Source organism: Pseudomonas sp. B424 (assembly GCF_055408345.1).
Genome location: NZ_JBUZTL010000004.1, coordinates 1 through 11994 on the forward strand (window position 1 = coordinate 1; position 11994 = coordinate 11994).

The 11994-nt window shown below is 54.5% G+C and carries 12 protein-coding genes; 1 reads left to right on the forward strand and 11 read right to left on the reverse strand.

Annotated elements, in window-relative coordinates; all coding sequences use genetic code 11:
• From ACZRMS_RS06575 to ACZRMS_RS06625, 11 genes are all read right to left on the reverse strand, one after another.
• The coding region (locus ACZRMS_RS06575) for an asparaginase domain-containing protein (protein WP_463994630.1) at window positions 1-560 on the reverse strand (560 nt) is incomplete at its 3' end.
• A gap of 108 nt (window positions 561-668) precedes the next feature.
• On the reverse strand, window positions 669-1574 hold the full coding sequence (locus tag ACZRMS_RS06580) for an EamA family transporter (protein ID WP_463994631.1): 906 nt from the start codon (window positions 1572-1574) through the stop codon (window positions 669-671).
• Window positions 1575-1637: 63 nt separating this feature from the next.
• Entirely contained in the window at window positions 1638-2438 is an 801-nt protein-coding gene (locus tag ACZRMS_RS06585) for a 2OG-Fe(II)-dependent halogenase WelO5 family protein (protein WP_463994632.1), read from the reverse strand.
• Complete coding sequence (locus ACZRMS_RS06590; protein WP_463994633.1) at window positions 2422-3150, reverse strand: class II glutamine amidotransferase; 729 nt, start codon at window positions 3148-3150, stop codon at window positions 2422-2424. Before ACZRMS_RS06590 ends, ACZRMS_RS06585 begins: the two co-directional genes overlap by 17 nt.
• Before the next feature lie 116 nt (window positions 3151-3266).
• Window positions 3267-4721 carry a hypothetical protein gene (locus ACZRMS_RS06595; RefSeq protein WP_463994634.1) on the reverse strand — a complete coding sequence of 485 codons (1455 nt, stop codon included), beginning with the start codon at window positions 4719-4721 and terminating at the stop codon, window positions 3267-3269.
• A gap of 461 nt (window positions 4722-5182) precedes the next feature.
• The gene (locus tag ACZRMS_RS06600) at window positions 5183-5488 is read right to left on the reverse strand and encodes an NIPSNAP family protein (RefSeq protein ID WP_463994635.1); all 306 of its coding nucleotides are present in this window, start codon (window positions 5486-5488) and stop codon (window positions 5183-5185) included.
• 65 nt (window positions 5489-5553) lie between these two features.
• Complete coding sequence (locus tag ACZRMS_RS06605; RefSeq protein ID WP_463994636.1) at window positions 5554-6513, reverse strand: isoaspartyl peptidase/L-asparaginase family protein; 960 nt, start codon at window positions 6511-6513, stop codon at window positions 5554-5556.
• Window positions 6510-7286: an amino acid ABC transporter ATP-binding protein gene (locus ACZRMS_RS06610; RefSeq protein ID WP_463994637.1), complete on the reverse strand. Its 777-nt coding sequence runs from the start codon at window positions 7284-7286 to the stop codon at window positions 6510-6512. The genes ACZRMS_RS06605 and ACZRMS_RS06610 overlap by 4 nt, the downstream gene beginning before the upstream one ends.
• The gene (locus ACZRMS_RS06615; RefSeq protein ID WP_463994638.1) at window positions 7283-8380 is read right to left on the reverse strand and encodes an amino acid ABC transporter permease; all 1098 of its coding nucleotides are present in this window, start codon (window positions 8378-8380) and stop codon (window positions 7283-7285) included. The genes ACZRMS_RS06610 and ACZRMS_RS06615 overlap by 4 nt, the downstream gene beginning before the upstream one ends.
• A 2-nt stretch (window positions 8381-8382) precedes the next feature.
• Window positions 8383-9537 (reverse strand): amino acid ABC transporter permease, encoded by a 1155-nt coding sequence (locus ACZRMS_RS06620; protein WP_463994639.1) that lies wholly within the window; start codon window positions 9535-9537, stop codon window positions 8383-8385.
• Between the two features lie 13 nt (window positions 9538-9550).
• Window positions 9551-10588, reverse strand: coding sequence for an amino acid ABC transporter substrate-binding protein (locus ACZRMS_RS06625; RefSeq protein ID WP_463994640.1), 1038 nt, complete (start codon window positions 10586-10588; stop codon window positions 9551-9553).
• 153 nt (window positions 10589-10741) lie between these two features.
• On the opposite strand from ACZRMS_RS06625, the gene ACZRMS_RS06630 reads away from it, so the two are divergent.
• Window positions 10742-11611, forward strand: coding sequence for a LysR family transcriptional regulator (locus ACZRMS_RS06630; protein WP_463994641.1), 870 nt, complete (start codon window positions 10742-10744; stop codon window positions 11609-11611).
• Window positions 11612-11994 lie beyond the last annotated feature (383 nt).

The window sequence follows — 11994 nt, forward strand, 5'->3', positions numbered from 1 at the left end:
AATGATCGCGCGCTCTTCAACGCTGAGTTCGGAATAGGACATAGGGGCAGCACCGTACCGGAAAGGTCAGGTGTTGCACTCAGTTTTCGCGGCCGCCCTCCGTCAGCGACCCCTTCTATAAGCAACATCAGCGCGCCAGTGATATTTTCCCAAACATCACTTTCGTCGGCATCAACCGGCAGTAACCCACCCGTAAACACTATCGCAGCAGGAAGACCAGATAATAGAAAACTCATCGCCGCCGCGCTGTAAGCTAACGTATCCGCATCATGTAAAACTAAAACACCGCTGAACCCTTCAAGTTCCACTGCCCTGACAATGGCCTTGCGCAAGACAAGCAAACATTCAGATGACGCTGCAGAGTCGCCATTTAATTGCGTTAAGTCTTGATACTTCCACGCCAGCACAAGAGCGTTTGATCGCCCATTTACGAGCCATTCGACTTGGCTCGTAAAAAATGACGATTGCCTGAGACCAGAAATACCCAGGTTCATTCTTTTCTCACCCCAAGCACACAGGATCATTATTTTTTTGGGCAACTGATAACGAGTGATTGTCATTGCCGGGATTACCTGTAGTTATTCGTCACACCCATTTAATTCTATGCAAACGCCTAGCCCCTTAAGCTCTCACACTTTTCGCTCATGCTCTGCAAATGACAAGCAGGCTCAATCCCGTCTCCATCGCCCTGAAAAAACAGAAGCACCAAATGTATTTATAAGCAAACCAGAAATAACAATACAAGCGCCAATAATTTGTTCGACGGAAAGGGCCTCCCCTAAAAACACTTCCGCGCTCAGGATACCCACGACAGGAACCAGAAGAGATAACGGCGCTATTCGCCAGGTTTCGTAGCGTCCTAACAAATACCCCCACGCGGAATAACACAATAGGGTAGCGAAAAATGAAAGGTAAACTAACGACCAAACAGTCCGGATCGACAATGCCGACAAACTCTCTCGTACTTCATCCGCCCCCTCAAATAGCCATGAACAAGCAAAGAATGGAACAATCGCTACGAGAGAGCCCCAAACGACTAAAGAAATACCTGACACCTGATTGTTTTGCACAATGATTTTATTCGCAACATTGCCCAACGCCCACGATACAGCCGCGCCTAACGTCAATAGCAAAGTCCCCGGAGCAATTGAGCTTTGCCCCTGAATATTCATGCCAGCACTGGCCAGCATATATATACCGGCACACCCAATCACCCCCCCAGCAATATGGTTCCACTTGCACTTTTCTGAAAACAGCAGCACACCTAAAGCAATCGTAAAAAAAGCTTGCGTCTGAATAACCAGAGATGCAATACCCGCTGGCATGCCTAGTTTGATAGCGAGAAATAAAAAAGAAAACTGACCGAAACTTATAGTTAAACCATACGCAAACAACCACCGCACAGGAATTTTAGGCACACCGATAAAAAAAATCGCCGGAAATGCAACCAGTGTAAACCTTAAGCCAGCCAAGAGAAAAGGAGACATCTGATGAAGCCCGATCTTTATAACTACAAAATTCACCCCCCAAATGATGACTATACCCAGGGCCAGCAGCATGTCTTTTACTGACATCAATAAACTCCTTTAAAAGCCTGTAGCAAAAACCCCAATCAGCCTGGGTCTGAAAGCGCACACTCAGCTCCAGGCAATAGCATGCTTTATATGCTCATCCACCAGACCAAAGAAAAAACCTAGTGTGATGCGGGTCACACCGAACACACGATCGATTTCGTGATAATAGTTGGGGTTGAATATATAAACATCCCCACATTCCGGACTAAACTCACAGAACCCATAACCGTTAACAACTGCATCAGAATAACCCAGCTCACACTTAGCTTTAAACTGTTCATCCTCAACAGCCCACTTCCTTTCAAAGAGCCGCAAAATACCACCTGAGGTACACTCTTGCAGGCAGACAACACAACTAAATTGCTTGGCCACGTTTGTGACGACCCACCCAGCCCCCCTACTGTCACGTGAGATATTATCGCTATGCAAAGGATTCGCTATGCCATTAGCGTGAAAACGCACTACCGAACCTGAGTACTCACCTGATCCCGGTTCCATAGCAGTCCTCAAACTATCGAACTGAAGCAATTGCGCCACCAATTGGTAAATGCAGTTTTCCAAATTTACCAAAGACTTAGGCAATTCTGGCTGAACGTCGCGCACTTGCCTGAAATATTCACCTGGTGATGACGCATGCCTCGCCAGATATGGCCCAAGGGTAGTGAGCGTCGCATTTAAATAACTCGAAACACGAATCGATCCAGCACAGCACTCCAAATCACTAATCACGGCCCGCCCCATTCCGGGGGATAAAAAACCACGGAACACCAGCACGGGGATTTTTGCCGAAAAAACATCCTCTAACCACGTAGACTCTACTGACATAGCGGGCGTAATTATTTTAATTTCACGGGGCTCGTCCATCCCTCACCTCTATTCGTTTGAATTCATATAACTCACCATTCTGCATCGAGCGCCACTCGGACTCATCCGCCAAGAACGGGATAACTTCTGAAGCTACATATTCAACTTTTTTGTTTTTGAAATGTCGCATTGTAAAATATGCAGGGCAGGATGTATTTTCCGAAAACCATTGCCATGCCCACGCCTTCCCCTGAGTCACCAAAAAGAAATTACCCGAGCTGCCTCCTGGTGATAGCGATGTCAGTTTTGACATCAAATATTCTTGGCTTATACAGCCAGAATCGAGAGAACCCACTATATATTCCAGGTATTCAGCAGAGTCAAAATTTGAAGCCGGCAGTCCGAGACAACGATAAACCGTTGGCAGAAATCCATTGTGCATCATGTACCACGTAGCCGTCCCGCTCTCCCACCGCAAAGGGTGCGCGAATTCGACACCCCGATTCTTGCTTAACGTAGCATGACGCACATGCACGGCTAAAAAGTCAGTATCGATGTCTGAAAGATTAATTGTCGACAGTGCTTCGATAAAACTACCGCCACCACGCAGCGTTCTAATCTGCCCCTCATTGATCCATAAACAACCCCACCCATGGGTGTGTTGTTTAATCGAACCATCATGTTCAACTGTCTTGCCCTCAGCCATTGCACGAGCAGCGTTCATCACTTCAACGACAGAAAACACCCCGCAAGCAACAATCATTCGACACACTGAAATATCCTCCACCCATCAACTTAATAACTCTGGAATAATTTTGTGCATCCGCCTACAACTCGCTCCACCCCGAGGAAACCAAACTTTCAGACACAACACACTTCCCCAGACGTTTACCGCCCAGAGATAACTTCAGCAACAGACCCACAAGAAGCGCTGTTACTCCTGACTTGAATAATAGCTTTATGAGGGTCACGCCGTAATATTTTTGACAGCGGATCATCACTCACTGGCTCAAGCAAGGAGACAACCAAACGATTACCATAACACTGGCGAAGTTGCTCCAAAGTCAACCCGGACACTATCTCCAGCTGATCCCCCAGAGAAAAATAATCGATCATATTATTATCAAGTAGCTTATGAATTTCAGCAGATGACAGTGCTACATTTTGTTGAGCAAGGTAAGTATCAAGGTTTTTCCCATGCTCTGTAAACGGTGAATAAATCATGCATATCAACTGCTCAGACGACAAACCAAAAGCATCTATCGCAAATTTCGTAGCTCGCGCACGCTGCAGATCAATAGCGGAGTCATCCCGGTAACGTGCTGCCATCTCCGAGATCAAACAAGGAGGGAAATTCTTTTGCCTCATAAGGCCTATCGCAAATTCCACGTATTCACGAATACCTTCCGCGTAGCTGCGGCCCAACAACGTCTCTGCCCGTAAACCCCGGATATGCGCCATAAGTGTTGGATTGCCGCAGTCCGACTCTGAAAAACTGAACATCAGCTCATCAAATTTAAACCCCATGTATTCCGTCAAAAGCGGCCAGTGATCCCCCGATTCATAAGCCGTGTCTTGATAAATATTGAAGAAGACAGGGTCGCGCACTAACTCATGTGCAACCCGATGTCCCGGGACGGTGTTACCCACCCCATAAATACTCTCAAAATATCCTTTTGATACACCATCCAGAGTTTGCAGAAACGTGGAAAAACCTCGCCCTTTAGCAACCTCTGGCACATCAAATATTCGTGAAAGATGACGTACCCAAGCATAATAGGCAGCTTGTTCCCTGGAAGAGTCACCCGTCACAATTACATCGACACCGCCCTCTCGATGAGCCGCCATACCCAATGCATTCATCATACTTAAATTACAGGCATTGCAGAATGTAGAGCGAGCATCCGCCTGAAACCGATGGCCACCCATGAGAACATCATTCCGGTTTTGAAGTCTTACCGCATCAGGCATCACCAAGAAGCGTTCAAACGGTCTAATTAGCAAACCATCACTTATCAAGCACTCGACCGAGTCATCTTCATATACACCTAACGACCGGTAAGCTGCGTCTATATTTTCCATCACCTTTTCGTTCATTCCAGAATGACGATTGGTAATTATTCGAAGTTTGAACGTATCACCTTTTTCTGCCAAGACAATACCTTGAATATATCTAACCCAAGCAACCATATAACTACTGTCTTTACCACCACCATAAGCAAGAAGAACACGATTCTTTTTAAGCTCTTCTGGATTGGGCAAGTACTTCATTAATCTATGGGCACATTTTTTTGCTGACTCGATAACTGCATCAGAAAAATACGACTCAATAGTCTTGATCATGATCGTCCCTCCTGACCGAGAAAATATTCCTGCCAGAATCTCGCATTACACCCGCCCGGCATTTAAATCACTCAATTGACTGCTACTACTTGAGACGCTAGCGCCGAGGTGGTTTTTTCGCAAATTAAATACCTGAATTTCCGACATAACTTACAAGCAGCGAACGGAAATTCAGATTAACAGATCGGAAACATCTAAATTCAACTTAGAACTTTCCTACAAACCATCAAAAAAAATATCACTTTTTATAACTTGCAACGAAGCAACTGCATAGTCATTCAAGCCGCCAACATGGCTATACCCGAGACACAAAACAGCGCTCGGGAACGAAACCGTCGTGAAGTCAAAAGAAAGGATATTCCTCTAACTCTCATAACTGCAGGCGACAGATTCTGAGTTCTTCAAGAGGGCATGGGGAAGCTGTATTACACAGCCTCCACACAAAATTTCGCCGCACCCAGTTACTCGAACACGGGCCGAAAGAAGCTTCGCTCGTAGCTCAAAATGCAGCGGTTGTCTTCTGCCAGCTTGAAGGCGGCAATGCACTCGGCATCGGTTTTGGAGCGCTCGCGGTAGTCTTCATAGGCCGCAAGGCTGGGGAAGGTAAACATCGCCAGGGCGATGTTGTTGGCGCCTTCTGAAGGCAGGAAGTAGCCGTGGTGCTGGCCGCCGAACTTCGCTACCAGCGGTATCCACACTTTCGCATAGGCTTCGAATTCGGCCAGTTGATACGGGTCAATCACATAACGCAGGTAGCACGTGATCATTGGTTCGTTCCATGGGGCGAAAAGAGACCGAGACTAGTCTCCAGCCGCCCCGCGGGTCAACAGACTCAAACCGGGTGCAGGCGATCATCCTCGGCGTAGATCGCGGTGTGCAGGCCGCCCTCGGCATCCCGCCAGGCGCGGTACATGCCCGGGGTGTTGAAGCTCAGTACCGTCTCGCCGGACGGTGACACTGCCACCACGCCACCGTTGCCGCCCAGGTCCTTGAGCTCGCCCTGCACCACTTGCTCGCAGGCGTCTTCCAGGCTCGATCCCGCCAGCCGGATACGCGACGCAATATTGTGTGCCACCACGGTGCGCATGAAGAATTCGCCGTGGCCGGTCGCCGAGATGGCCGCGCTGCGGTCATCGGCCCAGGTGCCGGAGCCAATCAGCGGCGTGTCGCCCACACGGCCATAGCGCTTGTTGGTAATGCCGCCGGTGGAGGTGGCCGCCGCGACATGCCCCTGCCGGTCCAGTGCCACGGCGCCCACGGTGCCGAACTTCTTCTCCACGCCTCCCGGTTCCAGCAGGACCGTTTCCGGTTGCTGTTGCTGGGCCGCCCACTGGCGGCGACGCAAGGGGGTGTCGTACCAGTCGTTACTGACGTGCTCAAGGCCGGGTTGCTCGGACAGGAACAGATCCGCCCCCGCGCCTGCCAGCAGCACATGTTCGCTGTGCTCCAGCACCGCCCGCGCGCCGCAGATCGGGTTACGCACGTGATGCACGCCGGCCACGGCTCCGGCTTCGAGGTTGGCGCCGCTCATGATCGCCGCGTCCAGTTCGTGATCACCGGTATGGGTAAATACCGCGCCTTTACCGGCGTTGAACCAGGGGCACTCTTCCAGCTCGACCACACTGGCCTGCACCGCATCCAGGCTGCTGCCGCCCTGCTCAAGCACCTCGACTCCGGCCTTGAGCGCCTGCAGCAATGCCTCGTGGATAGCCTGTTCGTCGGCCTGGGTGAGCATGCCCGGCATCAAGACACCGGCTCCGCCATGCAAGGCCATCGCGATTGAAGGGGTCATTGTGCATGCACTCCGTGGTTGATTATCTGGCTCAAAAAACGTTGGGTTCGCGGTGATTCCGGGGCCGAGAAAAACCGCTCGGGCGGAGCTTCCTCAACAATCTCGCCCTGGTCCATAAACACGATACGGTCCGCGACCTTGCGGGCAAAACCCATTTCATGGGTCACGCAGATCATGGTCATGCCTTCCTGGGCCAGGCTGGTCATCACGTCCAGCACTTCGGCAATCATTTCCGGGGCCAGGGCCGAGGTCGGTTCGTCAAACAGCATGACCTTGGGCTGCATGCACAGGGCCCGGGCAATCGCGATGCGTTGCTGCTGACCACCGGACAACTGCGAAGGAAACTTGTTGGCGTGATCGCGCATCTTGACCTTGTCCAGCAAGCCCAGCGCACGCTCGATGGCTTCGGCTTCGGGCACGCCCAGGTTGGAGGTCTGCGGCAACGTGCAGTTCTTCAACACCGTGAGGTGGGGGAACAGGTTGAAGTGCTGGAAGCACATCCCCACTTGCCGGCGGATGCGCTCCAGACCCTTGAGGTTGCCATTGAGCTCCTCGCCCAGCACCTGAACCATACCCTGCTGGTGTTGCTCCAGCTGATTGATGCAACGGATCAGGGTCGACTTGCCAGAGCCGGAAGGCCCGCAAATCACCACTTTCTCGCCGGCTTTGACATTCAGCGAGATGTTTTTCAGCACGTGGGCATTACCGAACCACTTGTTCAATTGTTCGATGCGCACCATCAGGTCGGCATCTGCCTTGGGTTGGATGATCATGAGCGGCTTTGCTCCATACGGTGTTCAAGGTGTCGGGCATAGCGCGACAGTGCAAAACAGATGACGAAGAAATAGATCGCCAGGAAGACGTAGATTTCGTGGCCGTACTCAACCCATTCAGGCGCAACGGCGGTGCTCATCGCGATACCGACGATGTCCAGCACGCCGACAATCATCACCAGCGTGGTTTCCTTGAACAGGCCGATAAACTGCGTCAGCAAAGGCGCAATGGATTGCTTGAGCACTTGCGGCAGGATGATCTGGCCCATGGTTTTCCAGTAACCAAAACCCAGCGCCATCGCGGCTTCGTATTGGCCCTTGGGCAGGTTCTGCAAGCCGCCGCGCAGGGTCTCGGCCATGTAGGCGGCCGTGAACAGGATCAGCACCAGTTGCACCCGCAGCAGGATGTCGAACACCGAGCCCGGCGGCAGGAACAGCTGGATCATCAACGAAGCCATAAACAGCAGCGAGATCACCGGCACCGAACGCACCAGCTCGATGTAGAGCACGCACAGCATGCGCACCACCGGCAGTTTCGAGCGTCGGCCCAGGGCCAGCAAAATCCCCAGCGGCAAGGCGAAGATCATCCCCGCAGTGCCCAGAAACACCGTCACCAGCATCCCCGCGAACTTGGTCGAAGACACCTCCGGCAACCCGGCGCCGCCCTTGAGCAACCACCACATCACGATCGGCAGCAATGCCAGATAGGCCAGCAGCACGCGGCGGTCCAGACGCTTGAAAAACAGCAGGACAAACGCCGTGCCCGCCAGCACCATCGACAGGGTCACCCGCCACTGCTCGGCCTGCGGGTAAAAGCCATACACAAACAGGTTCCAGCGCTGGGTAATCGGCAGCCAGCACGCCCCGGCGGGGTTGCAGTCCTTGGCGCTGTCGCCGACGAAAGTCGCGTCGAACACCAGCCAGTTGAGTGCGGCCGGAATGCACCAGCACAACAGCGCGATAACGCTGAGGGTCAGCAGGCTATGGCCCACGCTGGGGAACAATTGGCTGCGGCTCCAGGCCAGGGCCCGCTGGCCCCAGGGCAAGCGCGGCGGCGCCAGCGGCACAGGCAGTGCTTGATTCATCGCGGTCATGTTCAGTGCCCCCTCTGGCCGATACGGTGGTTGTAGATGTTCATCCCCAGGGAGATCACCAGGCTGATCGCACAGTACGTGCCCATGACCAGTGCGATGCACTCAATGGCCTGGCCGGTCTGATTAAGGGTGGTGCCGCCGGTGGACGACACCAGCTCCATAAAGCCGATCACCACACCCAGCGAGGAGTTTTTGACGATGTTCAAGTAAGTGTTGGTGATCTGCGGAATCATCGGGTAGATCGCCTGCGGCACGATCAACTGGCGCATGGTGGGGCCGGATTTGAAGCCCAGGGCCCGGGCCGCTTCGTACTGACCGCGATGAACCGACTCAATGGCACCCCGCACGATTTCTGCGATGTAACTGGCGCTGTAGAACGACAGGGCCAGGACCAGTGCGAGCATTTCCGGGACCAGAGTAATCCCGCCCTTGAATCCGAAACCGTGGGGCACCGGCACCTCCCATTGCACATGGGCGTCGCTCATGGCGTACACCAGCAATGGCAGCAATACGGCCCCGGCCAGAAGCGCGGGCCAGCGTCTGGAGGCAAAGCCGCGCCATGGCGCACGGGCTTCCTTGTAGCGACAAATCAGATAGCCCAGCAACGTGCCCAAAGCCATCAGGGCCAGGCCCCAGCCGACCAGACCGCCCTGCTCCAGCCAAGGCAGGTTCAGACCGTTGTTGTTCAAAAACACCACGCCAAACAACGAGGCCGAGTGCTTGACCCCGGGCAATGCCAGCACCAGGCCGTACCACCAGACCAGGTGCACCACCAATGGCACGTTGCGCAGGAACTCGATGCACGTACCGCTAAGGCGCTTGATCAGCCAGTTGTCCGAGACGCGGGCCATGCCCAGCGCGCCACCCAGGAGCGTCGCCAGCACGATGCTCAGTACCGACACCAGCAAAGTGTTGAGCAAGCCCACCAGGTACGCCCGGGCATAGGTCGCGTCCGGGGTGTAATCAATCAGCGAAAAGCTGATGTCGTAGCCGGCACGCTGGGATAAAAAACCGAAACCCGAGGCAATATTCAGGTGCTTGAGGTTCAGCGCGGCGTTGCTGGAAAGCAGGTAGAAGACTGCCGCAACCAGGGCCAGTACCAGCCCTTGCTGCAAGACACTCGACAGCCGCAGATTGTGCGAACGATGGGTCGACATGACAGTAATCCCCTTAACGAATCGGCGGTGCGTACATCAAGCCACTGTCTTTCCAGCCGCGGTTCAGCCCGCGCGGGATATTCAATGCCGTCTGCTGGCCGAGGTTACGGTCGTAGATTTGCGCGTAGTTGCCGACTTGCTTGAGGGCGCGATACGCCCAGTCATTGTCCAGTCCAAAGGACTGGCCGATCTTGCCTTCCGCGCCCAGCAAGCGGGCGACATCGGTGGACGCGGTTTTACTGGCGCGCAGTTCGTCGACGTTATCCGAGGTCACACCCAGCTCTTCGCCTGTCATCAGCGCGTAGGCAGTCCAGGTCACGATATTGCGCCAGGTGGTGTCGCCCTGAGCGACGAAGGCACCCAGTGGCTCCTTGGAAATCACTTCCGGCAGCATCACGTAGTCCTGGGGGTTGTTCATCAGCGCCAGCCGGGCCGCCAGGCCCGAAGAGTCGTTGGAGATTGCATTGCAACGCCCGCGCTGGAAGGCGGCGTAGAGTTCGGGGCTCTTTTCGATGACCACGGTTTTGTAGGTCAGGCCGCGTCGGCCGAAATAGTCTTCGAGGTTCTGCTCGGAAGTAGTACCCGGGGACAGGCAAAAGGTTGCACCGTCCAGGTCCGTGAGTTTTTTGATGCCGTCAGCGGCGTGGGTCATAAAGCCCTGGCCGTCATAGAACCAGACCGTGGTGAAGTCCACCCCGAGGTTGGCCACCCGCTCGGCAGTCCAGGAAGCCGCACGGGAAAGAATGTCGATTTCACCGGAAGCCAGGGCGGTGAAGCGATTTTTGGCGGTGGTGGTCAAGTACTCGACCTTGTCCGCATCGCCCAGCACCGCGGCCGCAACGGCGCGGCACAAATCCACGTCCATGCCGGTCCAGCGGCCTTTATCGTCGATCAGGGAAAAGCCCGGTTTGTCACCGGCCACACCGCAGCGCACGCTGCCATGGGCTTTGACCTTTTCCAGCACACCTGCCTGGGAGACCTGGGCGCCGGTCACGAGCAGTGCCAGCAGTGGCGCCCCAAGTAAAAGCTTCACCCTATTCAATTTGTGCATATCATTGCCCCTTCAAAATTCTTCTTGTTATGCCTGTCAACCACAGTCCAACGGCAGGTGGCGGTTAGGTGCACAATAAAGACAGAGGCATGGGCCGGATAGCGGCTATTGATCCACTATGCTGGACGCGCTATCGAATATTGGAATAACCCTATGAATATCGACTGGTATGAAGACTTCCTCGCCCTGGCCGATACCGGCAAATTCACGGCGGCGGCCAGCATGCGCGGCTCTTCGCAATCGGCGCTGAGCCGGCGCATTCAATTGCTCGAAGCCCATCTGGGGGCAACGCTGATCGACCGCGAACGCAACCCCGTGCGCCTGACGGCTGCCGGCGAGGCCTTGCTGCCCAATGCCGTGGAATTGGTGCGCATGGCCCGCGACTGCGAACAAAGCGTAAAAGTGCTCAACCGGCCGCTGACCTTTGCCTCGCTGCACACCCTGGCCTGCAACTTTTTCCCGGGCTGGATCAGCCAGTTGAACAGCCCGCAAGCGCCCCTGTTTACCCGCATCGACACGGGTTATCGCAGCACCGAGGACTACTACATGGCGCTGATGTCCGGGCGTTGCGATTTCATCCTGTTCTATCGCGACACCAAGACCGCTCCCTACTCCCGGCAAAGTGAGTTCGAGGTCAAATCCCTGGGCCACGACGAGCTGTACTGGGTCGCCACCCCGGCCCTGGCCGCGCATTGCGCACAGACCGACGAACCGATCCCGCTGCTCAGCTACTCACGCAGTGCCCAACTGCATGAGCTGTCACGTACCCAGATCAACCGCCACCCGCAGCCCCATCGCCTGCTTCAAGTGTTTGAAGCCACCGTGTCCGAAGCCCTCAAGCCGATGGTCGCCAGCGGCCAGGGCGTGGCGTGCATGCCCCACAGCATGGTCGCGCCGCTGATTGAGCGCGGGGAGCTGGTGCGCTTGTATCCGGATATGGAGTCCGACCATCTGGAAGTGATTCTGGTGCGCTGGCGGGACAACCGTAACCCCCAGGCCGAGGCGTTGTGGCAGCGGTTGTAAATTTAGCCTGATGTGCAAATCCCTTGTGGGGGCGGACTTGCCCGCGCCCACAAAAAACAGGGGGTTATCGCTGCTTCATCCATAACAACAATAAAACGGGCACAGCCCATGACTTCACTCAATCTGCAAATGGCCCGCAGTTTCGCAACGTTCAGGGCGAGGCGCCTGTCGGTGCGGCGCAACGCAGCAGCGCCGGACTGACAACCTGTGCGTCGAAAGGCGCGCAGCTGGCAGGTGCGCTACGACTACAATTTCACCGCACAGGCCAGCCATCGGGATGACAACGAACTGCGGGTCAATATCGATTACACCTGGAAGCTCTGGTGACGATTTACGACAACAAATGCGACATGGGCTGGCTGAGCAGGCAGGACTTTAGATAA

Excerpts from the sequence above, each read along its gene's own strand:
- ACZRMS_RS06580 (WP_463994631.1), bottom strand. The coding sequence starts at position 1,574 with ATGTCAGTAAAAGACATGCTGCTGGCCCTGGGTATAGTCATCATTTGG.
- ACZRMS_RS06585 (WP_463994632.1), bottom strand. The coding sequence starts at position 2,438 with ATGGACGAGCCCCGTGAAATTAAAATAATTACGCCCGCTATGTCAGTA.
- ACZRMS_RS06595 (WP_463994634.1), bottom strand. The coding sequence starts at position 4,721 with ATGATCAAGACTATTGAGTCGTATTTTTCTGATGCAGTTATCGAGTCA.
- ACZRMS_RS06600 (WP_463994635.1), bottom strand. The coding sequence starts at position 5,488 with ATGATCACGTGCTACCTGCGTTATGTGATTGACCCGTATCAACTGGCC.
- ACZRMS_RS06605 (WP_463994636.1), bottom strand. The coding sequence starts at position 6,513 with ATGACCCCTTCAATCGCGATGGCCTTGCATGGCGGAGCCGGTGTCTTG.
- ACZRMS_RS06610 (WP_463994637.1), bottom strand. The coding sequence starts at position 7,286 with ATGATCATCCAACCCAAGGCAGATGCCGACCTGATGGTGCGCATCGAA.
- ACZRMS_RS06615 (WP_463994638.1), bottom strand. The coding sequence starts at position 8,380 with ATGACCGCGATGAATCAAGCACTGCCTGTGCCGCTGGCGCCGCCGCGC.
- ACZRMS_RS06620 (WP_463994639.1), bottom strand. The coding sequence starts at position 9,537 with ATGTCGACCCATCGTTCGCACAATCTGCGGCTGTCGAGTGTCTTGCAG.
- ACZRMS_RS06625 (WP_463994640.1), bottom strand. The coding sequence starts at position 10,588 with ATGCACAAATTGAATAGGGTGAAGCTTTTACTTGGGGCGCCACTGCTG.
- ACZRMS_RS06630 (WP_463994641.1), top strand. The coding sequence starts at position 10,742 with ATGAATATCGACTGGTATGAAGACTTCCTCGCCCTGGCCGATACCGGC.